The 23644-nt window shown below is 55.6% G+C and carries 24 protein-coding genes; 5 read left to right on the forward strand and 19 right to left on the reverse strand.

What is annotated here, in order from left to right; genetic code table 11:
* Window positions 1–64 precede the first annotated feature (64 nt).
* The 4 genes from JFT58_RS17535 (at window position 65) to JFT58_RS17550 (ending at window position 3963) form a co-directional block, all read left to right on the forward strand.
* The gene (locus JFT58_RS17535) at window positions 65–580 is read left to right on the forward strand and encodes a GNAT family N-acetyltransferase (protein WP_054896282.1); all 516 of its coding nucleotides are present in this window, start codon (window positions 65–67) and stop codon (window positions 578–580) included.
* A 544-nt stretch (window positions 581–1124) separates the two neighbouring features.
* Entirely contained in the window at window positions 1125–2114 is a 990-nt protein-coding gene (locus tag JFT58_RS17540; protein ID WP_054896281.1) for a hypothetical protein, read from the forward strand.
* On the forward strand, window positions 2107–2721 hold the full coding sequence (locus tag JFT58_RS17545; RefSeq protein WP_054896280.1) for a hypothetical protein: 615 nt from the start codon (window positions 2107–2109) through the stop codon (window positions 2719–2721). The genes JFT58_RS17540 and JFT58_RS17545 overlap by 8 nt, the downstream gene beginning before the upstream one ends.
* A 117-nt stretch (window positions 2722–2838) precedes the next feature.
* Complete coding sequence (locus JFT58_RS17550; RefSeq protein ID WP_054896279.1) at window positions 2839–3963, forward strand: DUF4238 domain-containing protein; 1125 nt, start codon at window positions 2839–2841, stop codon at window positions 3961–3963.
* A 152-nt stretch (window positions 3964–4115) separates the two neighbouring features.
* Here JFT58_RS17550 and JFT58_RS17555 read toward each other — a convergent pair whose 3' ends face one another.
* The 5 genes from JFT58_RS17555 to JFT58_RS17575 all read right to left on the reverse strand — a co-directional run bounded on the left by JFT58_RS17555 (window position 4116) and on the right by JFT58_RS17575 (window position 8863).
* Entirely contained in the window at window positions 4116–4850 is a 735-nt protein-coding gene (locus JFT58_RS17555) for a hypothetical protein (RefSeq protein WP_140915327.1), read from the reverse strand.
* A 505-nt stretch (window positions 4851–5355) separates the two neighbouring features.
* A complete protein-coding gene (locus JFT58_RS17560) occupies window positions 5356–6006 on the reverse strand; it encodes a DUF7002 family protein (protein WP_103299829.1) in 651 nt (216 codons plus the stop codon).
* Window positions 6006–7688: an adenylosuccinate synthetase gene (locus tag JFT58_RS17565; RefSeq protein ID WP_103299831.1), complete on the reverse strand. Its 1683-nt coding sequence runs from the start codon at window positions 7686–7688 to the stop codon at window positions 6006–6008. The genes JFT58_RS17560 and JFT58_RS17565 overlap by 1 nt, the downstream gene beginning before the upstream one ends.
* Window positions 7689–7691: 3 nt before the next feature.
* The gene (locus JFT58_RS17570; protein ID WP_254989604.1) at window positions 7692–8264 is read right to left on the reverse strand and encodes an AAA family ATPase; all 573 of its coding nucleotides are present in this window, start codon (window positions 8262–8264) and stop codon (window positions 7692–7694) included.
* 365 nt (window positions 8265–8629) lie between these two features.
* Window positions 8630–8863 (reverse strand): DUF6124 family protein, encoded by a 234-nt coding sequence (locus JFT58_RS17575; RefSeq protein WP_054898598.1) that lies wholly within the window; start codon window positions 8861–8863, stop codon window positions 8630–8632.
* Between the two features lie 437 nt (window positions 8864–9300).
* Here JFT58_RS17575 and JFT58_RS17580 point away from each other — a divergent pair, with 437 nt between their 5' ends.
* A complete protein-coding gene (locus JFT58_RS17580) occupies window positions 9301–9750 on the forward strand; it encodes a GNAT family N-acetyltransferase (RefSeq protein ID WP_054898597.1) in 450 nt (149 codons plus the stop codon).
* 129 nt (window positions 9751–9879) lie between these two features.
* Here JFT58_RS17580 and JFT58_RS17585 read toward each other — a convergent pair whose 3' ends face one another.
* The 14 genes from JFT58_RS17585 to JFT58_RS17650 form a co-directional block, all read right to left on the reverse strand.
* The gene (locus JFT58_RS17585) at window positions 9880–12117 is read right to left on the reverse strand and encodes a GMC oxidoreductase (protein ID WP_054898596.1); all 2238 of its coding nucleotides are present in this window, start codon (window positions 12115–12117) and stop codon (window positions 9880–9882) included.
* Window positions 12114–12605: a sorbitol dehydrogenase gene (locus tag JFT58_RS17590; protein WP_054898595.1), complete on the reverse strand. Its 492-nt coding sequence runs from the start codon at window positions 12603–12605 to the stop codon at window positions 12114–12116. Before JFT58_RS17590 ends, JFT58_RS17585 begins: the two co-directional genes overlap by 4 nt.
* Window positions 12606–12609: 4 nt before the next feature.
* The gene (locus JFT58_RS17595; RefSeq protein ID WP_054898594.1) at window positions 12610–13950 is read right to left on the reverse strand and encodes a hypothetical protein; all 1341 of its coding nucleotides are present in this window, start codon (window positions 13948–13950) and stop codon (window positions 12610–12612) included.
* Between the two features lie 173 nt (window positions 13951–14123).
* Window positions 14124–14957, reverse strand: coding sequence for a hypothetical protein (locus JFT58_RS17600; protein WP_054898593.1), 834 nt, complete (start codon window positions 14955–14957; stop codon window positions 14124–14126).
* Between the two features lie 137 nt (window positions 14958–15094).
* Window positions 15095–15496 (reverse strand): GFA family protein, encoded by a 402-nt coding sequence (locus JFT58_RS17605; RefSeq protein ID WP_082423452.1) that lies wholly within the window; start codon window positions 15494–15496, stop codon window positions 15095–15097.
* Window positions 15497–16188: 692 nt separating this feature from the next.
* Window positions 16189–16626 (reverse strand): hypothetical protein, encoded by a 438-nt coding sequence (locus JFT58_RS17610; protein WP_054898592.1) that lies wholly within the window; start codon window positions 16624–16626, stop codon window positions 16189–16191.
* Window positions 16607–17374 (reverse strand): SDR family NAD(P)-dependent oxidoreductase, encoded by a 768-nt coding sequence (locus JFT58_RS17615; RefSeq protein ID WP_054898591.1) that lies wholly within the window; start codon window positions 17372–17374, stop codon window positions 16607–16609. The genes JFT58_RS17610 and JFT58_RS17615 overlap by 20 nt, the downstream gene beginning before the upstream one ends.
* 8 nt (window positions 17375–17382) lie before the next feature.
* Window positions 17383–18153, reverse strand: a complete 771-nt coding sequence (locus JFT58_RS17620; protein ID WP_054898590.1) for an SDR family NAD(P)-dependent oxidoreductase — start codon at window positions 18151–18153, stop codon at window positions 17383–17385.
* A 1-nt stretch (window position 18154) separates the two neighbouring features.
* Window positions 18155–19300, reverse strand: coding sequence for an oxidoreductase (locus JFT58_RS17625; RefSeq protein WP_054898589.1), 1146 nt, complete (start codon window positions 19298–19300; stop codon window positions 18155–18157).
* Between the two features lie 13 nt (window positions 19301–19313).
* The gene (locus tag JFT58_RS17630; RefSeq protein WP_054898588.1) at window positions 19314–20513 is read right to left on the reverse strand and encodes an AfsA-related hotdog domain-containing protein; all 1200 of its coding nucleotides are present in this window, start codon (window positions 20511–20513) and stop codon (window positions 19314–19316) included.
* Window positions 20510–21040: a DUF2867 domain-containing protein gene (locus JFT58_RS17635; protein WP_054898587.1), complete on the reverse strand. Its 531-nt coding sequence runs from the start codon at window positions 21038–21040 to the stop codon at window positions 20510–20512. Before JFT58_RS17635 ends, JFT58_RS17630 begins: the two co-directional genes overlap by 4 nt.
* 13 nt (window positions 21041–21053) lie before the next feature.
* Window positions 21054–21647 (reverse strand): NAD(P)H-dependent oxidoreductase, encoded by a 594-nt coding sequence (locus JFT58_RS17640; protein WP_052199940.1) that lies wholly within the window; start codon window positions 21645–21647, stop codon window positions 21054–21056.
* 139 nt (window positions 21648–21786) lie between these two features.
* A complete protein-coding gene (locus JFT58_RS17645; protein ID WP_034126215.1) occupies window positions 21787–22362 on the reverse strand; it encodes an acyl-homoserine-lactone synthase in 576 nt (191 codons plus the stop codon).
* Between the two features lie 159 nt (window positions 22363–22521).
* Window positions 22522–23238, reverse strand: coding sequence for a helix-turn-helix transcriptional regulator (locus JFT58_RS17650; RefSeq protein WP_054898586.1), 717 nt, complete (start codon window positions 23236–23238; stop codon window positions 22522–22524).
* Between the last annotated feature and the right edge of the window lie 406 nt (window positions 23239–23644).

The raw sequence follows: 23644 nt of genomic DNA on the forward strand, positions 1-23644 counted from the left end.
GAAGCGACCCGCATGATATGTTCACGGCATACATGGAGTAACGGACCCCAGGAAGGAAATGGCCATGCCAGTGGACACCCACGCAATCCGCATTCTCTCGCAACGCCTGAGCATCGAGCCCTTCTGCGAGCAGGACGCTGTTGAGTCTTTCTCTTGTATCTCACTGTCTCTGACTCGCTACATGTCCTGGGAACCGCCTGCCTCACTGGAAGAGTACGCGCAAGTCTGGGGGCAGTGGCTGCCTGCGATAGCGGATGGTAGCGACATTGTGTTCACGGTCAGGGAGCTGGTGAATGCTCGTTTTGCCGGCTTGGTTGGGCTGAACGATACCGGCAGTGAAACACCGGAGTTGGGCATCTGGATCCGTGAAGATAAACATGGGTTGGCGTTTGGTGGTGAAGCGGTGCGGGCGGTTGTTCAGTGGGCTAGCCAGTGGGTGGTGGTAAAGTACTTTATCTATCCTGTTGCGACGCAGAATGGTGCGAGTCGGCGTATTGCTGAAGCTTTGGGGGGAGTCGTTATCGAGAGGCGGGCGTCGGAGAAATATGATTCGGTTGTGTACCGGATACCGGTGGTTTAACTCTGGGTATCAGGTTGGCCGATTGCTCTCCTTCACGAACGGCAGAAATCGGCCAGAAGCAGACGCCACTCAATTCAGCGCGCTGATTGTGATTGCTCTCGAAATCAGGGAACGAGCGACGAGTCCTCTTTTCAAAAGCGTAACGAATCCTTCGATACCGCTTTCCAGACACTTCAGCTTTTCCATCGCCTATTCCTTATTTGATTCGCATCAGGTCATAGAACATCCGCGATCCGCTCGGATGCCATCAACCGAGATGAAAACAACACAGCCGCACCACCATGTGCGGCATACCGCACATGGTGATTACGGCATCCCTGGGTGTTCATGGCAATGAGGAGACTGTCCATTAGTGGTTCTGCGCAACGTCGAGGCGCTGTAGCGCTTGCTGTGATCTTTCGGGCGGGAGGTAGCCGCCGCTGCGGGGTGGAGTTTCCTGACAGACGGCAGGAACAGTGCCCACTGTCATAGGTGACAAAAAACTGATGAGCAACTATGGTTGGCATCAGTTTGCCATCCGTAAGCCGGAACGTAGAGGGATCTAATGTCAAAGCCACCGCGCCCCGTTGAGTTGGGTAATTTTGTCTGCAAGTTCGGCAGCAAAAATCTCCTCGATTATTTTGAGACTGTTGTCTATCCAGCTTTTGCTGATGATGGCCTACTGCGGAAGTACAGTGAAACGAAATACTTTTTTGATAAAGTTGAGTTGATAACCATCGACGGCAGAGTTCTACTGGTCGGTAGATTCATAAAAGATATGATTCTGGAGCGGGAACAGATTTATAAGCAGTCACAGGGTTTGGTAGAAGATCACGATGAAATGCAATCCTCTCCGTCAGCAATATTTGTGCTGGTTCTGGATGTCCATCGCTTGATCTATTTGAAAGAAACTAAATTTGCACCCACTCTGGAAAATTTTAAATCAACCATTGAGAGTTTCATCAAGACAAAACACAAACTGTACATTGATAATCTCGCCGAGGAAAGTAAGGCGGCGGGAAACCGAGTGACGAAGAAGAAATTATTGCTTGAGCATTTTCCGCCGACACTAGACATAATTCCTTTGACATCAGCTCATAATGTGGAAGATTTCATTCGGCAGTATGAAGTGCTCAGCTCCGTGACCTATAAGTTTTCAGATAGGAACGATGAACTGGACAACGAAGGGTTTTTCCGGGCAGTTCAGAGACAGAAAGACGAGGTAGGCAGTCGTACCACGACAATCAAGCACTCAAGCCCAGAGGGGCTAGAGAAGGAGGCCGTGATCGAAGAGGTTCAGGCTGCAACAGTTCAGGGTAACCAGCGGGTAGTGATGGTGGGAAAAGATTCATCTGGAAACACCGTTAGGGGTGACAATAATGATTTCCAGCTCAAAACCTCGATCGAGGTTACCAGTCATACACCGGTTCGTATCGCAAAAAAAATGTTTAGTAAGTTTTTGGAACTCCTGGGTGATGGTTTGATTCAAGTCGAAAACCCGCCCAAACGTGCGCGTGAGAAACTAGCTCCCTATCGAGATAATGACGATGAATAACGATGATCTGTCGGCCAAGGCTTTGACGGAGGAGAAAAGCCTGTGGGCCGTCTATCTCAGGGCTCGCCGGATCCCTTTCAACTCTTTCAATATTTGGACAACAATCGCCGTTGTGGGTCTCGTGACCGCTCAATACTGTGTTTTAGAAATCTCTCTTGATGAAAAACTTAAAATAGTGAGGGAATTTTCGTCAATCGCGATGGGAATTGTCGTCTCTGTGCTTGGGTTTCTTTTGGCGGGGTTCACAATCTTCGCCACCATTAGCCAACCCGATATGTTAGTTGCTATGTCGAGGCACCGTCACGAGAAGTCCGGCTTATCCTACTTGAAGAATAATTTCTTTATTTTTATACGGATTTTCATATATTACTTGGTATATACCATAGCTTGCTTATTGATAACAGTTTTCGGGGTTAAGGGTGGGCTATTGTACAAGCTGATCTCTATGTCGCCGATTGGGTGCCATATCGAAGAGTGGCTTGTAGGTATTTCATATGTTTTTCTTTATGGAGGCATGTTCTTTCTTATGATGCAGCTTAAGTCCTTTATCTACAACGTTTATCTTTCAGTGATGACCGCTATCAGGTGGAAGGCTATGCAAGATTGATGAGGAAGAGGTGACTCCCGAATATCCGCTTCCGGCCATAAGCGTACGCTCAGGACTGGTCATCTTTCGGCCAAAAGAAGACGCTCAAGGCATCTATAGAAGCGGGGGCGATTCGCAATGATAAAACAACAGTCGTACAGACATCACTACGTGCCCCAGTGGTATCAGAGGGGATTTCTTCCACATGGTCATACCGCGTTCAAAATACTGGACTTGCGGCCAGAGATTTTCCGCGATGCTAAAGGAGCGGTTGTCGGTCAAGCGCGTGCAATTCTAACCAAAGGGCCGGATGCTTGGTTTTTTGAGCGGGATCTATACACCACCCGCGTGCTGGGCGAACCGAATGATGACATCGAAAGATTTCTGTTTGGAGCAATAGACAGAACGGGGAAGGAGGCAATTCAGGCGTTACTCGAAAGTGACTGGAACAAAGTGCACTTCACATACACGCAAGTTTTCGAGTTCCTCGATGCACTCCGATTGCGTACCCCCAAAGGTCTCCGATTCCTTCAATCAACACTTGCGACGACAAATCAGCAAGAACTCATGGTTCGCATGCAGGAAGTTCGCAGGATGCACTGTGTTATGTGGATGGAAGGCGCCATAGAGATTTTCGAAGCTACCCAATCAGGGACCAAGTTCATTTTTTCAGATCACCCTGTGACATTTTTCAATCCTCACGTTTTTCCGAAAGATCGTGCCATACCGGAAGGTTTAGACGTTCCCCAGCACTGGTTGGGAACTCAAACCTTAATTCCACTCGATAGCAACCATTTGATGGTGATCACACATAGGGAGTGGGGTCGCAAGCAAGGTGAAATTCGAGCTAGAAAATCACGCACCAATCCAAGACTTTTTGATAATCCGCTAGTTACTTACGATGGAATTCAGAGAGGAAGACAGCTTTCTGAGAAACAGGTGCGAGAGGTCAATTACATAATTAAAACTCGTGCAGAGCGGTACATCGCGAGCTGCAACGAGCAGCACCTGTTCCCTGAACGCCATCTTAAAACTACTCTGTGGAGCAAGCTGGGAAGCTTTCTAATGCCTCGAAGCTATGCGACAGCGCTTCAGAGCGGCTTCATGACAGTAAAAAAGAAGGACGGCTCTTACTATTTTCAAGATGAATTTGGCCGACGCCCAAACAGCAAATCCGAATTTGATAAGGCGGTACAAGACGCCAAATCAATGGAGGCAATGATGAAAAGGGTTCTAGGCGAACGGTATAGCGGGAAAGAGTGAGAGGCCGCTATCGGCCAGATGATTGATGAGGCGGAATCGCGCTCCGAGACAACTTGCGAGTTGTGTGGTGCTGCCGGAAAGACGCAAGAGAGCGAGCGTGGGTGGCTACGCGCGAGATGCATGCTCACGCTATCTGAGGATTCTCCGCGTGCCTAAACCCCCAAACGGCGATTCTGCTTATCTGATAGTGGGTTTTCGACTGCATCTTTATGGGCCGCTTGGCATTTATCCCAAAATGCCCGATGAAACCATCTCAAAGCCTCTCCCGAAATCGGCAATAAGTTCGTCCAAAATCGATACCGAACCGCACCCAGGCTGATTGAGCTAATGAAACTCGTAGGCCTTCTAGTCGTTGAGTCCACGGGGACGATTAGCCCCCCATGGGCTGCATACTTATGTTCACCGTGCGCTTCCCGGAAATCTTGATAGGTTGGATCCGCATCAATTCTAAGCCAAACGACATTACGGTCAACGGCACCAATGGCAAACCGACTGACATCCAACGGTCGAGGTCCGGAGGACTCCGCGACATGGCAGCACAACAGCTTTGAAAAATAGCGGAACACATTGAGATAGGCTTCGCTACCGATCTCATACTGGGGTAGGTCGAAGACTGATGACGGATCTTCGCCTTTCAGCAAACGTGCTGATACCAGTGCATGAAACCTGTCGAACTCTCTATCGGCTGCCTGGGTTCTCGCTCCATTACACGTTGAGCACATCCGGGCGGTGAAGTGGAAAGCCTCGGATTTTGGGCCTTGAGCTGGACGTACGATGCTCTCGCCATTGAAACTCCCGATGACCATGCGATCCTTTCCGAAGATTTTTCGCAAGGCAGATGCTTTGATCTTGTGTTCACCAGTTAGCGCCTCATCAGATCCACACAAGCAACACACCTTCACCTGATACGACTCAAAGAATATTCCCATCGAGGTCCCTTTCGAAAACGAGAGTAAATGGCATTGGTGCTTCGTGGCCAACGTCAGGGAGACGTCATTACGAATAGCCCTTGTGTAAAAAAGTGACTGATATATTTAATAAAAACTTAAAATCTCGGAATAAATTAACCAGTCTTTAAGAAGTTAATCCTTTTTAACGGTTTCCTACATTAACCAACGAAGCCACTCTTCATTTGCATCTCCAGCACCACCATCCGCGGCGAGTATCTTTTTCGGAAGGGACGTAGGCTTTAGCCCAATCTTTGAACTTTTCCCTTACTAGAACCTGATGGGCTTCAGCAGAAAAAGGGGACGGATTTATTTTTAGGAAATAAATCCGTCCCCTTTTCGCGTCCCCTTTTCAGTCCCACAAGCAGCTTTCTTGTACACCGTTGTCATACGCTTTCTCCATCATGCGTCGTTGCGACATAACTCCCCCTTGGGTAGATGAGCGTTAACCAATGACTTTCAACACTTCACTGCCCCTCATACGCCGAATTTCCACCACATAGTCAGCGATGTTAGGTACGGAGTAATCGACAACCAACTCGACAACATTTTTGACCGGCTTGCCCGAAGGCTTCACAGGATAATCTGCGATTCTATGAAAGATCTCCGTATCACGACGATGAGGAATAGGCCACGTGTTACCCGAGTTCATGTGACACAGCCATATTTTTTCAGCGTAGGCCGGGATAAACTCCGCAGAGTTCAACGTCAGAACATCGTGTTCGAGCGTTCTGTAATCACGAGCGCCTAGCAGACGATGCAGCCTTTCTTCCTCGACCCAGAAGAAGACCTTGTCGTTTATCAATTCATACCACTGCCGGGGTGTTGTCCCATTCATTAGAGCCTGTAACAGCCGCCCCTCTGGCATAGGCTTTTGATCACGAAGCACTATGTTGGAAGGGTGGTCTGCCCGCACATCCATTTTCTGACTACGGTGTTCGCTTTCGAACTGAGCGCGTTCGCCATCTGCCACTTCAAGATGATCAAGGACTGCGGTCGTGCTCATCAGTCCACGTTGTTGAATACTCCCCCACGTCCCGCGTTCAGCCATATGGTATACACGAGGGTGAAGCTCAATGAGCTTTTCCAAATTCATCAGTCTCTCCTACCAGAGCGTGCAGTCCAATTGCGTCGATCGATCAGCGAGCGTAGATCACTGGCATCTGGATCTCTAGAAAACCTGGTGTTTATCAGCGATACGGGGGCTTGAGAGACGCGCTCCAATTCCTCCACAAACTTTATAGTTTCTGGGTCAAGCTGCTCGAATCTACGCGCTTTACTATTCGTCGACTTGAGGTAGTCCGCAAAGGTGAGGACGATGTCGGTGGGCGCATTTAGAGCGCACGCTTTTCGGAATTGATCCCACTCGAACCACCCGACTCGCCTATTGCGGCGGGTGGTGGACGTCTTCTCAGCTGCGTTTAAAACCTCAGCTTCAAGACCCGCAAATTCGGCGATTTTGTCGAAGGTGGTAGAAAGCTTGAGCGTTCCAGATGTGTGGCCCTTGTCTCCGTCCGGATCTCCAACACGTATTGGCATCGGTCGGATGACCATAAGGATTTTACGAATCCTGCTGGGTGATATTCCTGCCTCAGCGAGGCACCCTGCGACATTGGTGTCCCTCGAGGTCACATGGGGGTAATCACCATGAAAAATACTCAACCCACTACCTTGGGTTCCTTCTAACAGAATGGAGTGACCGTTGCGGTAGGCTTCCTCCAATCTGTCTGATGTGGAGCCGTGAAAATTTCCAGGAGTGCCTACATACGGACGCAACGCATCCACGTCCCGTGCAAGCCTAATCGTTGCTCTACCTCTACTGAGAATACGCCGTGCGGCGGCAGCTCCACTCCCGCTTCCGGTAGACGCGATAGTTGAAACCAGATGCGCCTTCTCCGCCTGAATGTCTTCATCTTCAATGATGGTAGCTTGAGGGTCGATGAACAGGCGGTCTACGCCGATACCGCACTCCTCGATTTCCTGTAAAAGCCCCGGCAATCGAATAGTCATGCCAGGGCCAAGAAGGAGTCGAGCGGACACATCGCGAGACCCTGACGGTAGATGATGATAGGTGTAGGGGCCTGCGGAACTGGCCACGGTGTGTCCAGCATTTGGGCCCCCTACGCGAACCATGACATCGTATTCTCGAGCCAGGTAGGAAACGATATTGCCTTTACCCTCGCTCCCGTACTGCCCACCAATGAGAACATCCACGCATCTAATTTCGGGCGGCGTGAAAAGATGTAAGCGAGCGGCTACCCGTACCAACGTGTCCTTGGAGTCCGAGCGCTCGGTGTATATCCGAACGTCCGAATCTTCCTTAAGAGAGTTAATCTCTTCCGGATCCCTCAGTTGATTGAGCTCGTCATAAGCCGCAGGATTGGTTCTGCCTTCAACTCTTTTCTCGTAACGCTCATGAAGGGTCTTGTCACTTGCGTAGAGGTGAACATGCACAAGGTTTGCACCAAAAGTCTCTCGAAACTGCAAAACCTGTTTCAGGGTATCTAGATGATCTACGACCAATGGTCGATCATCTTTCTGATCTGCGCATATTTCCTTTGTTTCAACGAGCATCCACTGCGCACGCTGGTTATCGTCTAAATCTCTTCGGCGATCGATCAAGGCGGGCTGATCCATGCTGAGATTCCACGCTACATCTTGGGAGGCCCGGCGGTCGCTAACCACAACGAAGTTGAACTCCTTTTCCAGCAAGTGAGCCAACTCACTTTTACCGCTACAAGTTTTTCCACTGATCACTACGATCTGCCGAGTCTCCATGCGCTACCTCTCCCAGATTTCTATTATCTGAAGTGCGATTTCAGGAGCTGTAAGTGCTCCGGTATCGAAAACCTTGTCAGCCATACTTCCTAGTGAACGTGCACTCAGCTCATTGGGGTGTCGTACATTTGCTTGATATTCCGCGAGATGATTCGGGCTACGCTCAGCGTATCTTTGCTGCAGAACGGACTCAGGCGCGTCTATATGTATGTGCATAACCGCCGCCGCATAGTGATGCTTGAAAAGCTCCACCTGTTTCGACTTGCGGACGGAGTCCAGCAACCAATTATCGACATCCGGCCGGGCGTTGATTGCCGGTCTGGCGACTGAGTCAATGACCCACGAAAAGTCAGTAGACCTATCCAGACTGTCGCCAAGCTCCTGCAGTTTGTGACGGTCAGGCACTACGCCCTGGCCAACCAACTGCGTTCGCAAAAAATAACTACTACTAATTGGAAAAAAACCAAAGTGTTCTTGTAGAACTGCGGAAACAGATGTTTTGCCGCTGGCCATGGGGCCACTTAACAGAAGTAGTCGCTTCACGTTTATGACGAATCCCTTTCTGGAATGTTTCATCTCAGACGTAGCGTAGCTTAGATATACAAAGTGATACGTTTTTTTGCCGAAGCTACCGCACCACAACCATTTTCTTCAGTTCAGTGCCCAGGAATGCGAATTCTTGCCGCCCGTATGCCTGATGACGCTTCAGAAGCTCATCGGATATCAAGGAGGCCCAGGGTAAAGTGTGAATCGGCCCTAGTATTGTAGATCTCATTTGGAGGATTGCTTTTGGCCGAAAGCAGTCGCCGCTCTCGTCATCGCAGAGGGTTTTGTGCCTGGGCTGAATCCACCAAGGCCATAAAAAACAAATCGCCGAGTCGTTGTAAGTGGCTTATGACGACGCGGCGAATCATCGGTCTAATAAGTTGAAGAGCTAATCATCACCCAGGGCAGGGCACTTCGCGGTCAAGAAGTCTGGCTGTGAGGAGTACGCCCAGTTCACTCAGTTGGTGGATGGCCAGGGCGATGTCGCGGTGTTTGCCGTTGAGGTCTTCGGACAGGTCGAGCAGCAGGGTGCTGACGCTGGTGAAGGTTTCGTAGGTGTTGGTGATGAGGGTTTCGTTGCTGGCGTTGGGGGCGACGGTGAAGAGCGTTGTTGAATCTGCTTTTGACATGAGTAGACATCCTGAGTGATGCCACCACCTTTCCGCTACTAAACAGTGGGTGGCAGCTGTACGCAGGTTAGTAGACCGGTGGATATCTAAAGCCGGCGCGCCCGAAGACGCCCTACGCACAGCCACCATCAAGCACAGACGCACTGTCTGACTGATGAAACTCATGCACTAATAGATACCCAAGCTCAGGCTACTAAACCCGATCACTGAACAATTCAGCGACCGAGCCACCTTAGAGACGGCCACCTCAGCGCACAAGCCGGCGGATTCTGACGCAGGCGTAGGCAATGGAGCAAGGTGCGGCAGGGGAATCGGATTTTGCCTTCAGGCGCTGCGTTATCGTTTGGGGTTTTCGCGAGCAAGCTCGCTCCTACAGGCGTGTTCGTCACCTCAGACGAAATTGTTAGCATTGAACGCGTTTCATATTGGAGGCAGGGATGGATGAACGATATGAGGTTCAACGGATCACCCACCTTCCGCGCCAGATACAAGCGCTGGAAAAGGAAGCCGTTGGCGAGGGTTTCAGGTTCCTCACGCGTCTGATTAACGAATGGCACTCTGGAGCAAACCGCTTTGATGCACCCGGCGAGTGTCTGATGGCGGCCTATTTGAATCAGCAACTGATCGGCATCGGCGGTCTTTCAGTTGATCCCTATGCTGACAATAACGTGGCCAGACTGCGGCGGGTTTACGTCGCAGCTTCGGCAAGGGGGCAACACGTCGGGCAGGCGCTGGTAAAGGCGCTTGTTGAACGCGCCGCTCTCAGGTTTCAGGTCGTGCGTCTTTTCACGGTTACGGCTGAAGGAAGCGCCTTTTATGAGCGCTGTGGCTTCAAGCGGACAGATGAGGCTCAGGCGACTCATATCATGCGGCTTGGCGGTTTTTGAGGCGATGGCTGCAATGGCAATGGCTCACGGCGTTAGGCGTGGCCGATAGCTTGTAAGTGACGGGATTGAGAGAGCAACCCCACAGCACTGCAGCATCACCGCAGCACTGTGGGGTTGCTATGACAACGCCTACACCGACCCGAAACGTACCTCCACTGACAGACTGCCCTGGTTATCGCTCAGGCCAGCCCCGTAGCGCCCGGCCAGGTCGTCATTGATGCACAATTGCAACTCCCCCTGTTGGCCACGCGGCAATTGCGCCTGGTTGCCGACCAGGAACGGCGCGCCGCTGGTGCCGATACGCCCGATCAACGCGCCTTCCGCTTGACCGGGCAAGGTATAGCCGGGCTTGGCGGTCAGGCCTGGGTGGCCCGCCGCGCCGACCATGCCGGTGCCCGGGTTGGCCGTCCACTGCCCACCGGTGCACACCGCCAGTTGCCAGCTCTGTCCGTTGACCTGCACGCCGGTGCCCTGCCAGGGGTCTCTGGCCTGCACCTGCACGGTACGCTTGAGCAGGTCGCTGGCGACCACGTCGGCGGCCTGGAAGGTCAGCGCGGTGATGGTCAAGGTCGGGTTGGCGGTGCCGGTGGAGGGGAACACGCCGTCGCCCACCAGGAACAGGTTGGGGTGGTCCCAACTGCGTTGGTCCTTGTCCACCACTGAATATCTGCGGTCCGAGCCCATGCGGTAGGTGCCCATCAGGTGGCCAGCGCCGTAGAAGGCGTAGTTCTGACCGTCGTACTCGAACACGGTTTGCGAGCCGGGCTTGAGCTTGGGCTTCAGGTCGGTCAGCTCGGTGGCGCCCATCAGTTTGGTGATGATATGCGTGGCGGCCAGGCGCGCCTGCTTGAAGCCCTCCTTGGTGTAGTCGGACAGTTCGTAGGCGATCTCTGGCCGAGGCAGGCCCAAGCCGTCGGTGAAATGCTTGCTACTCTCCACCCGGCACTGCGCATGCTCGGGGTCTTTCTCCACCTGCTCGATCAAGAAGGCCAAGCGGAACTGGCGGGTCAGCACGCTGTTGAGCTTCTGCACCAGCGCCACGCCGGACAATGCCTCGCTCTTGTGGTCGGCGCCGCCATTGTTGGTGCCGCCATTGTTGTCGCCGTCGATAAAATCGCAAACCGTGGTGTACGGATCATTCGCCGACCAATTCCAGCCCTCGTTGCCGATCTCGATACGCCACGCGGCACGCTCGCTGCGGAACGGGCCATCGCGCATGTCTTCGATCCCCGAGGTGGACAGTGGCCCACGGAACGGGAACAACGGCTTGCCTTCAGGCATCAGGCCCCAGGCCAGGTACACCGGGTGGTCGGCCAACGACTTGCCGACCTGGCCGCTGCTGTTGGCCACGCCGTTGGGGCTGTGCGGGCTGATGGAGTTGAGCAGCAGCTTGGGCGTTTCGATCGCGTGGGCGGCGATCACGTAGCGCTTGCCCTGGGCCGTGCCGTTCTGTTGCGTGCCGTTGTTCTGGTACTGGATGAAATCGATACCCGTGACCCCATTGGCATCGACCTGCACCTTGCTCGCCACGCATTGGTAGAGGATCCGCACGTTACCGGTATCCAGTGCCTTGGCCATGGTCACGGTAGCGTCGTACTTGGCCTGGATCGGGCAGATCGGCGTGCAGCTGGTGTTGCCGGCGCATACCCGGCGGCCGTTGTCGTTCTGCGAGTTACGCCCGGCTGGCGTTTGCCGCACGTTGAGGGTGAAGCCCTGGTACTGCTTGTCATTGATGGCCTTGCCCACGCCCTGGTCGACCAACGATGGAGGAATGCCGTGCATGCTGTATTGGTAGCCATGGGGGAAGGTCACGCCCAGGTAGCTCTGCGACGCCACATCGGCGGACACGCACATCTCTTCCTCGGCGCGGCAGTAGGCGGTTTGCAGGTCGTCGTAGCTGATCGGCCAGTCGACCCCGACCTTGTACTTGGTCTGCATACGAAAGTCGTTGGGCAACAGGCGCAGGGCCGTGCCCATCCAGTGCCACATAGTGCCGCCGCCTACCCGCTCGTAGGTGCTGGCGAACAGTTGCGGCCCGTTCTGTACCAGGTAGCTCTTCTGCACCTTGTCCTTGTCGTCGCTGCCGGCGGTGATCAAGTCCTGGATAGTCGCTCGCGGGGCGAACTGTTTGGCCGGGGTCTGCTTGCTCTGCTCCGGTGGGTAGGGCGACTCGGGCGCTTTGAGCACGGCGGTGTAGAAACGCTCCAGGTACTCGCTGCGGTTAGGCGGTATCGCCGGGCCCGACTCGAGCACCAGCACTTTCAAGCCGGCCAGGCCCAGCTGGTAGGCCATGACGCTGCCGGCCATGCCGGCGCCCACGACGATCACGTCGGCGGTTTCGATGTTCTGGGTGTTTAGAGTGCTCATGGCTGCTGCCCTTCCTTGGCGTCGACACCGGTGAATTGCTTGAGGGTCGGTGGCTGCTCGGCCCAGTAGCCGAAGTGGTACTCGCTGTAGCCCATGGGGTGGGATTGGGCGATTTTCCACGCCCAGCTTTCCTTGTAAGCCTGGTCGGAGACTACGCGGATGTCATGCTCTTTGGCGGTGCCCTGGTCATAAGGCTGGTACCAGCTACCAAGCAGCCACAGCTTCATGATCGAGCGGGCGCCTTTGGCGATCTGCGGGTCCGAACTGCCGAGTATGGCGCTGGCGATCTGCTCATGGGGTTGGCCTTTGATAGGGACGTACAGGTTCAGCAGTTTGCTGAACGCTTCGGTGCCCATGCCTTGCTGGGCGGTGTCGAAGAACACCGGAGGCAGGTTGATCGGGTCGACGGCAGGCGCCAGCAGCTTGGCTGACAGGCCAGTGAGCTCGGCAGACAGGTCGATGAAGTCTTGCAGGTTCGGGTCGTTCATGGCATCACTCCTTGGCACCGGTGGATTGGGCACGTTCAAGCAGAAAGGTGAAATCGGCGAAGCTGGTGCGCGGTGACTGGGTCACCCGGGTGGTCGCGTTGTTGTGGCATTCCATGCAACTGGATGAAGCCTGCGGCGTAGTGCCCTGGTTGTAGGTTTCCAGCGTGGCGTTGGCCAGGAAGTTCGGCGCAGGCGTGCCCAGCGGGTTGGTTGGCGACGGCACCTGGCAGTCATCGGCGGGGGCGGTTGGCCATTGGGTGCTGATCAGTTGGTAGTTGGCCCACACCGTACCCTTGAGCGCGCCTTGCCATTGCGCGTTGAGCTGGTGGGTTGCGGCGGTGAGCGGAATTTCCCGCACGATCTGCGAGGGTGTGGCTTTCTTCGACGGGTCCCACGGCTGCGCGGGCGGCTCGTTCACCGGGCGGTCGCTGGCCTGGGCGTTGTAGAACAGGTAGGGGCCCTTGCGCTCGTTCATGGGGGTGGTCTTTTCCGGTACGTTGCGCACGTGCTCGAAGCTTGACCACACCCACTGCGGCGCATCTTTGGTCTTGTGCACGATGTGCAGGCCGACCAGCCCGACCTTCTGCACGTTGCACGATTCGGGGATCACCGCGCCCTTGCTCGGGTCGGCGTTGCCTGGGGTGTAGACCAGCGCGTCGACGGCGTGGAAGTCCTGCGAGTTGTCGTTGCCGCCGAGTACCTTCCAGGCCGACTTGACCATGATCGCGCCGACCTCCTTGTCCTCCTTCACGCCGCAGGAGAAGGCGATGCGGTTGTCGGCCTTGGTGAAGAAAGCCTGTTGGCCTTCCTTGCTGTACAGACCATTGTTGACGATGTTGTCGAACATCGGCTGGTTGACCATGATCGCGTTGCGCGTGTAAGTGCCGTTCTGGTCCACCAGTGGGCCGGTCTTGAACGGCTGGATGGTCTCGTCGAGCACACCAGCAACCTTACCCATCTGCTGCAGCACGGGCAGGTCACCCTTGCCTTGGCAGGCCGGGGGTAGCGGCGACTTCTGGTTCCAGGCGACAGGCTTCTGGCCTTGGGGCAGGAAAATCTCGTAGCTCTCCTTCCACGACTCCCACACCGTCTGCCCCGGCGCGCCGATCTGCGCCGAGGTATTGGCGCTGCCGTCGGCGTTGGCGGGCCAGTTCAGCGCGACGAAGGTCTGCCACGACAGCACGTCGAAATCGTGTTGCAGGTTGTCCAGGGTGAAGGGGGCATTGGCGGTGACGTCGAAGGGAATCGCAGGTGACAGCGGCGGCGGGCTGGCCGCATCGGCCATGGCGAGCACGCTGGTGAAGCTTGCACCCAGGCACGCCAACCGTTTCAAGGTTATTTTCATTATCGTCTCCTCAGCAGATAAAGCGTCGGGACGACGAGGCGTACTGGCCCTTCATGGACCGATAGTTCAGCGTTATCCCTTACGCTAGGCTGAAGGCTAGCCGTTGCGCTTGAACCGCCAGAAATATCCGACTAAAGGTAGGGATAAGCAGGATCGCGCATAAAGTGCGGGCCTTACTCTGAATATCTCCCCACCTGTTTTTTCCAAGGCAAGTACTCCACAAAAACGACGCGGTGGGCTACTCCATCTTCCCTTACACGAAACCCTGACATTTGTTGCAGATCGAGTTGCAAGCATTCAGTTGCAAGTGCCTTTTGTAACGCCGGATCCGGGTGGAAATGTTCAGGGCGCAGATAGTTTTTTTTCAACGTGACATCGCAACGTGCGACTTGGCCCTTTGCGTTGGCAGTGAATTCGAAGCGTGCTTGGCCGAACGCATTTATTGATTGCTTGGCCACCACGTTGTCCCAGAAAAAACGGCTTTCAACAGCAGACCTCTGGTGTCTGCGTTCGTAATCAGAAATGGGTGAGGTATTACCAGAAGCTATCAAAGGCACGGTGACCTCAAAGGTGCCATCAACTGGATTCTGAAGTCCTTCCGGAACGCTCTCCCAGATACTGCTCCAGCACACATCCGTGACGACATTCGTAAAGCCTGGTGGACTTCCAGCGTCCATTGGCTGCGCCTCGCAGCGCAATACGTCGCCCTGTCGATCAAGCTTCATACGTAGCTTCACGCTGCCTCGCAGTCCCTCGCCATTCGCCCAGAACACATTTTGAGCCAAGGTAGTGCCTAAAACCCTGCCATAACGCCTCTCTTCTATGCGCTTGATTTCTTCTGAGGTGAGATAAGTTGGAGCGGACTTACCACCGCTATCAACCCAGGCATTCACTCGCTGCTCGGGTGTCAACCGATGGCAACCAGAGAGGGGCACTGAACCTGCCAATAACAGCAGCATGGAGATGAGCCGACAATCGGCCCGTGATTTCATTTTAATGATGGACACTCTTGCCTTCCTTGAAACGACACAAATCGATATTTTGCCTTGAGTGCTAATGAGCGTCTTGTGCTGGTCGAGACTGTGTAAAGCGCTCTGTATCGTTTGCTTCCTACCGTAACTAACTGAATAGGGACTGAAAGTAGTCACCCGCCCTGGGAACATGATTTGGACGGCGCGTACCAATAGACTGCAGAGTCGACGTGAACGTGTTTTTGCTTTTCAGGTATGAATGTCGTGTCGAGGGTGCCCAACGCTATCGACACCCAATCGGCAAACTCGCCTTGAGAGCGTGACCAGAACAATGTCGAGCCGCAGTGCGTGCAAAATTCGCGTGACACCGCCTGTGAGGATGCATAGGTTCTGATGCTCGTGGCGCCGGAAAGTATTCGTAGTGCGTTACGGGGAACACTGCCGTAAGAAGCGAATGCGGCTCCATGGCCTTTGCGGCATTGGCGGCAATGGCAATGGCTCACTGCTGTCGGCGTGGCGGATAGCTCGTAAGTGACGGCTGCGCATACGCAGCTTCCTTGGTACACCTTTGTCATGCGCTTTCCAGCCATACGAAAACTTCAGCGTAACCGTCCCACTCCAGTCAGTCGACCGATAGCTGCTGGTCGATGACGCTTGTGCACATGGTATGGGTAAACCCTCAGGCTACTAAACCGATCACTGAACAATTCAGCGCCCGAGCCACCTTAGGGACGGCCACCCCAGCGCACAAGCTGGCACGATGGCGCAAGGTGCGGCAAGGGAATCGGATTTTGGCTTCAGGCGCTGCGTTATCGTTTGGGTTTTTCGCGAGCAAGCTCGCTCCTACAGGAGTGGGTCAAGCGTGGGTTGTTATCAAGGTGCGGGTAGCTGGACAATAGATGCCGACGAGCCAGCAACGAAGCACCAGATGTGCGAACGTTTGGTTCGCTCGGCTGGGCTCTGTTTTACTCGCGCTACGCGCTTGTGCCTGCCGAGGAAGCGCTGCGTTCTATCAAGTGGTGCCAGGAGCTGCCGGCAACCGCACGGTAACCACGCGTCCAACATCATCCAAAGCCAACTTGCCGACAGAGAGCAACCCCACACTACCGCGGCACTGTGGGGTTGTTAGCCGTCGCGCTTGAACCCCCAGAAATATCCGACTAAAGCTAGGGTAAGCAGGAACGCTCAGTGGGTGGACGGTCCGCGGGCGATGTCGAGGAGATGAAGGCGGGGCCTCCATCAAGCACCAGGTTGGCCCCCGGCGGCATCAGTAAGCGCGTGCCTCTTCTCGGCTGGATGGGGCACCGCTGCGCTCGAATAACCTATGCGAAAACTCCAGCACCGCCAGCAACAATTGAACGGCACCCAGCACCAGCAGGAAAGGTGAAGCGCCACTGCTGACGGCCACTACCTGCACTACCACTACGATCACGCGTAGTAGGGCGCTGAGACGGGCATGTTCGCGGGTAGGGGCTCGCCAACGTACAACGCCCCACACAAGGTATGCCCAGGCGCCGATGTTGAGCAGGAAAATAGCCGTGGGGTCGAGCGCCGAGAAGTGGCTGTCGAAGCCCAGTTGCAAATCAACCCATTGGATCAGTGCATAGGCCCAGACGGACACGATCGGCAAGGCGAAGGGAGCCATCGCGAGAATGTCGTATGCAGCGCCGACACGTACGATTTTTTCATGGGTGGATTGGGTCATTGCGGGTCTCCTCCTGGAGTGGCTGGGTCAACAAGTCGCGGATTTCCTGGAACTCACCCGATTTCAGTCCAAGATGATGGCGCTCGGCCAAGACCTGAACGATATGCGCAGCGCGGGATTCTGCGTCGACGATGTAGCCGGGCACTGCCGCCCGTTGGCGGAGTGCGATAAGATCACTGAAGCGTTCATCCGCCGCCATGATGGTCTTCGCCACCGTCGTCTGGACGTTGCAGAGCCCCAGCACGGCAAAGAATGTGTGTGGGTTTTCCAGGTGATAGATCTTTGCCAGAGCGTTCAGCGCCGCCTTGGAGACCGAATATGAGAGCATCCCGGCCCGTTGGCGCACGGCCGAAATCGATGATGAAAACACCACGGTGCTGGGAGGCTGCGTCGCACTCAACAGGATATCCAGGACCATTTTCACCGCGCCCAGGTTAAGTGCCAGGACGCTGTTGAACTCCTGCATCGAGGTTTGCGTGGCCAGTTGTGGAGGGCTGCCGAACCGACCCGCATTCAGGTAGACGGTGTCTACCGGGGCGGAGGAGCGCGACAGCAACGCCTGCAAGATTGCCGGGGCGCGGTCAATATCGGTCAAATCGCACCTGAGGAAGTGAAAGCGCTCCTGTGACGGGATATTGGCCGCAGGATTGCGTGATACCGCGAGCACCTCGTCGCCCCTGGCCAAGTGGTAACGTGCCAGAGCGTTGCCGATACCGGTGCTCACACCGGTGATCAATATGCTAGCCATGATTGCCCCTAGAATTTGCCGATGTGATAGCCGCCATCGGCACTGAGCACCGAGCCGGTGATGTAGCTGGATCTGCGGCTCAACAAAAACACGATCGCGTCGGCGATTTCCTCTGGATGGGCAAAGCGTTTCATGGCGGTCACGTCACGCTTGCGCTGGGTGTTTTCCGGGTGGGCCGCCAGCCGTTCCGCAGAGTTCATACCGCCCAGTGTCGGCCCGGGCGCTACGGCGTTGACGCGTACGGCAAAACCGGATTCGCTGTCGCAGGCATTCTCCATGGCCGCGACCTGCGTCAAGGCATTGAGCGCGGTCTTGCTGGCGACGTAGGCGGCCTGATTGGCCATAGGCATTACGCCCGCGCACGAAGACACATTGACGATCGCTCCATCGGGGTACCGGCTGATCAGTTCCAGTTCTTTTTGCAGGCAGTAAAAGGGGCCGTTCAGGTTGGTGTGGATGACCCTGTCCCAATCCTGCGGTGCGCTGGTCGCGATCGGTGCGTAGGGGGCGGTAATGCCGGCGTTGTTAATTGCAAAGTGCAACTGATCCACCTCGCCATCCACCGTCGCGAATGCCTCGGCTACCGAGGTGTGCGACGCCACATCGCAAAAGATGAACTGCGCCGAAGCCCCCAGTATCTCTAGAGCGGCGTCGGCCTTTTGCTGGTTCCTGCTCATCAGGAACAGGCGTGCGCCCGCTTTGGCCAGTTGTTTTGCCACCGCCAGGCCGATGCCGCTGGCACCGCCGGTAATGACGATGTTCTTGTCTTGAAATTCCATGTTATTGATTTCCGTAGTGGATGTGAGCGGGACGCTTGTAGTGCTCATTCACGCAGCAATACACCCGGTCGAGTTGCGGGTTGCTCTTGTCCCGAAAGCAGTTACCGTCAAACCGGCATTGCTGAACCTTGTCTTCATGGCCGGCGAGCGATTTGTTGATCAGGTCGTTGTCGGCAAAAAGGGCTCGGCTCATACCGATCAGGTCACAGTGACCCAGCCGCAGTTGATTTTCTGCTTCCTGCAGGGAGCCAATGAAACCGGCATAGCCGACCGGCAGCGAGGTGAATGACTTGATCAGGCGTACCCCTTCGACGAACTGTTGCTGAATCGTCGGATGGGCAGACAGCATGTAGCGGAAGGTTTCCTTGATGGTGATCGAGCACATGATTGCCGAGGTCCCGGCGTTTTCCAGGGCAGCCACCACATCCTGGAGCAGTTCCGGTTGCTGCCCGTCGGCGCCTACGCAATCATCAATGCCCAGGCGCACGGAAACCTCCAGCTCTCCTGCGGTAACCCTGTGAATGCGGTCGATGACTTCCAACAGAAACCGCGCTCGCTTGAGCGGGCTGCCGCCGTAAGCGTCATTGCGATGGTTGGTCCAGGGCGATAGAAAACTGCTCAGCAGGTAGCCATTGGAGGCCTGAAGCTGGACCATCCTGGCGCCGGCCTGTCTGGCTCGCAGAGCCGCTTGAGCAAACTGATCGCAAACGGCGTCGATGTCCTCGACACTCATCTCCAATGCCTCGGCGCCGCGGCTGCCGGATAACGCACTGCGGCTCGGGCAAAGCAGCGGTTGGCCGCTGATCTGAGTGCCACCTTGGGCGCCGTAATGCTGAAGCTGCACCACCACTGGACAGTCCCGCTGGCGACCGTACTCCACCAGCGGCGCGAGCTTTTCCACGTTGGCATGGCTGTGCAGGCACAGGCCACGCGCATGCAGGCGCGTGGAGGGCGCTATGGAGGAGTTGCCCAGCACCACCATGGCGCAGCCACCGTCGATCACATGGTGATAGAAACTGAGCATTTCCTCGGACAGAGAACCGTCCGAGGTGGCCAGGTCGATGCCCATCGGCGCGAAGTACACGCGGTTTTTCAGCGAAACGCCCTGACCGATCATCAGTGGGCGTTGTGATAACTCATAGCTCATGGGCGCAGGATCCTCATGCCACGATTTGCTCGGGGGCCAGAGGGTCAGTTGAAGAGCCAGCGTTCCATTGCATCTGCCCGGCAAAGAAGCAGTGGCACTTGATCGTTTCACGCAGTTCGCTGGCCTGGCTCTTGGACAGCTTGTCGAACACCAGCACGCGCTGGTCGGGTTCGCCGGTGGAGCAAGTCGAAGCAACGGGCAGGCTGAGGAAGCCGCCCCCTTCGATATACAGCGATACGGTCGTGACCGTGCTCCAATTGATGCCTTCGGCCTGGTGAGTCACCAGCACGCCCAGTACCGAGAGCAGGCTCAGCCTGGCTTGCAGCGCACTGTCGGCGTGATGCACGAGGATGTTCTTGGGCAAGCGATCGGAAGGGGTGAACCAGTGATCCTGAGGGTAGTTCAACGAACGCATGCGTTTGAACAGCGGTAATTTGATCACTGCGCCTTGCAGCCAGAGACGCGATACCAGCCGGCCGTTCTGATAGAAGTTTGCGCACTTGTCGATGGACTTGGGTTGCGATCGCTTCAGGCCGTGGGTCTGTTGCACCACGACTTCGACCTCGTAAGCCGATTCGGTGTAGGCGTTGAAGGAAATGCGCAAGTCTTCGATGGAAATGGAAACCGCACCGCGCTGATGGCCCAAGTAGTTGTAGACGTAGTGGTACATGGCTTGCCTGGCCACTTCGATCAACATCAGGCCCGGTACATGTTCGTGCTGTTTGTTGTAGAAGTAGTAATTCTTGGTGTCGTTGATCAACAGGTAAGAGCCCTGCCTGGCCTTGTCCCACTGCGCGAGCGACTCAAGGCATTCGATCATGCGCATTACCTGGTCGGGCGGTATGTGGGCATCACCGCCTTGAAAATGCTGGGCCAGGTAGCGTTGGGCCTGGTGGGGGATGAATTCAGCCGTGAGGATGAAGTGGTCGTCGCACTCGGTATAGAAGTCAGCCAGGCGGATCTCGAAGGTGGAGAGTGTGCCGGCCTGTTCCGCACTGAGGGTCAGGGGCAGATGGCGCAGCACATACCGGCCGTCTTGGGCACGGTACAGCTGTTTGAAGAGGTCCTGATCCTGGGGGTTGCCAGCCAGTATGTCGGCACCGATCGAAGCACTGAGAAAGCTGGGCAGAATCAGCCTGGGTCGACCGATCAATACATCCCTGGGTGTGTCTTTGTGCAACAGATGAGGGTCAATTGAGTCTGCGCTGTTCATGAGTTGCGATCTCCAAGTGAGCGAGTTGGGGAATGTAGGGGGAGACGGGACAGCAAACGCTTGATGATGAGCCCATGTACCGGCGCCACCGGCAGCATGTACAGGCGGCCGAACGTGTTGTAGGTCTTGACGGAGGTGGTGATATGCAGGCAGCGCGGTTGCGTGAGAGGTGTATCGATCGAGACCATGACCGCCAGGTGGGTATCGCGTGAGGTCAGTACCAGCTTCTGTGCGCTGATGGCTTCGATGGTGAAGAAGTCGAGCTTTTCGCCGACCACCGGGGCGCACTGGGGTGTGACACCCGAGAACCCGCCGATCCGCTCGACGTGAAAGTGCTGTGAGATGCTGTCGCGCAACCTGAACGCGCCTTTGAGCCAGGCGGGCGTCGCGGCAGTCATCTGGCAGTACAGTTCCAGTGGCGTGGCTTGGGTGTCGATGAGTGCGCTGGCAGAGTGCAGAAAACCCAGCTCGTTGCGCGCGGCCACCAGGCTGGCGCACGGTGGGATCTGGTTATTTGACGTCTTCATGCGTGAGGGCACCTTATTGCAGCAGCGCGATTTGTGCCTGCTCGGCCTGCAACAGCATGTTCTCGTAGAGTTGGTCGGCGCTGGCCTGGTCCTCAATCACTTGTGCGGCGACATTCCGAGCGGTGACGTCGATTGATTCGTCATCGATGAACACCGATTCGTAAATCCCGACTACAGGCAGGTAGATGCCTTTGACGTACGCCACCGTCTGCTGCAACGGCCTGAGCAATTCATCCAGGGTGTAACGGTTGAACCCGCCAGCGCGGTAGCCGGTGGAGGGCGCACCCACCGTGGTGATGATCATGAATTCCTTGTCTTTGAGCTTGTCGCCGCCGCGTGCGTAGGCATAGCCGGGGGTGAAGACTTCATCGATCCACTGTTTCATGATTGCCGGGCAGGAATACCAGTACAACGGAAACAGCAACACGATGCGGTCATGGGCATTGAGCAATGCCTGCTCTGCACCCATATCGAACCCGGTGGGCGTCACCGCGCTGGCCAGACTATGGACCTTGACGCCACGCTGGCTGATCTTGCCCATGATCGCGGTATTGACGCGGGAAACCGAAAGATCAGGATGGCCAGAAATGACAATGACTTTTTTCATGTAGATCGTGTGTCCCATTTATAGTCGGTTGGAATGCCGATGCAGCGTTATTTAAGAGCAGGCGCCTGAGGTTGTAACCTAACCTTTTGGGGAGTCGGCTCGGCCGACTTGCCCGCAGCGGCAGGCCATTTGCGCTGCTTCAGGCCACTTCTCGATCAGCCAGGCAGGGCGGCACACTGATCCAGTTGGCCATGATCTTGTGCCCGTCGATCACGGTCAGCTTGCCCTCGCAATGAGCGTCGAAACCCGCGTTGCGCAACAAGCGGGTAATTCCCGGCGGCGATACCGTGATCAATTGGCGAACCTTGTGGCAAGCGGCGACCTTGAGCACTTCATGCAGCAGCGCCACGGCGTTGGGCGATGACAGGGAGTGGCCCGTGAAGGTCTGTTGTTGCAGGTCGACGGCGGCAAACCGGGAAATTTCCCAGATGTGCGCAGAATGAGGGAGTGCCTGGCCACCCAGCACCTGGGGGAACACTTCCTTGAGCAGATAGGGCTTGTGCGTGGGCAGCAGCCGCGCCACACCGACGATGTGCGGGCCTTGACGGGCGATTACGTACACCGTGTCGTCGCGGTCAAATTGGTCCAGTTCCTCACCGACCGCACAGTCCAGATGCCACCCAAGTTTTTCGACAAATACGCGATAGCGATACAGCAACAGGGCCTGCCACAGTTCGGTCGGTAATGTCAGGCGCGTACCCGTGGTTATATACATGAGGAACCCTCGGCAAAAAAACGAGGGGCCATTCGGCAGAATAATCGAACACTTAGGTACTGCTCTTTTGGGCAGGTGTGTCGTGAGGGTGCGCGTATTATTGTTGTTGTTCACACTGAGCGGCATTAACGCATCAGGGGTGCGCCAATCAGGTATGTGTCAGACGAGCAAGCCCAGTGAAGTGGCGCGCACGACGGTAGCGGTGCAGTTATGCACGCCCAGTTTCGAGCCTGCATTGCGCAGGTGAAATTTGATGGTTTCCCGCGATAGCGAGAGGATCAAACCGATCTCGTGGGCGGTCTTGCCGTCGGCTGCCCACTTGAGCACTTCACATTCACGCTGCGACAGGGTTTTTTCCTGCGGTAACTGCCAGTGCGGCGTCAGCACGCGCAAGAACCCCTGATGAGCCACATGCACCAAAAACCGCATGTATTTTTGATTGGCGGCAAGCTCTTGGGCCGTAATAGGGTCATTGGAGCGCGCCAGTGTCAGCATGCCGCCGCTGCCGCGGCCGTCCAGGCAGGATTGCGCCCAACCATGGGCCAGCCCGGCGCCACGGGCTTCTTCCCACATCTGCGGGTTTTGCCGGGTCATTTGCTCGTCCCAGACAATCGGTATCGTCGATTTTGTGCAGTGCTGTACCGTCGGGTCCACGGCGATGTATTTGCAGTGGGCGTAGCGTTGTCGCCATGAAGGCAAAAAATTATTGCTCATCACGATTTTAGGGCGGGTGACGGGGATAGGGATTCGGATTCCATAGGCGCAATAGTCGAACCCCAGGTGTTTTGCCGTGCTGACGATCCGAGCCAACAATTCAGCTTCGGTTCGGGCATTGTCGATCGTGTCCAGCACATCATCCATCCACTTCACTGTCATTCTCCTTGAATTGACCTTTACGCTCTATCTGCGCCGAAAACGATGACGGCACTACGCCGGTGTCATCAACGGTGTGGGTTTAGATGCTCGGCGTTAAAGTTAGACACATTTATGCAGCGCTCTCGGCCTTCATACTTTTGGCGCGAAAAGGCGTTGCAGGTATTGCGATACGCACCTTTGGGAGCGTGCAAGGGGCGAACTCCATTTAGCCGGTGTCCTGATCAATTTCAGCGGGGGCAGCTGAGGTAGGGCGTGTAAGGGTAGTGCTGCGTAAAGTTGCTTTACAAGCAAGTGGGGGCATTCTTCATGTTGGTTTCATTTGTTCGGCTTCGCGCCGAGTTGTGCGCAGGGCGCGAGGTGATTTCGTCAAACTTCTGATTCGTTTCGGTGTTAAAAGCCCGCGCCT

Source organism: Pseudomonas sp. MF6767 (genome assembly GCF_016405475.1).
Classification (GTDB): Bacteria; Pseudomonadota; Gammaproteobacteria; order Pseudomonadales; family Pseudomonadaceae; genus Aquipseudomonas; species Aquipseudomonas paracarnis.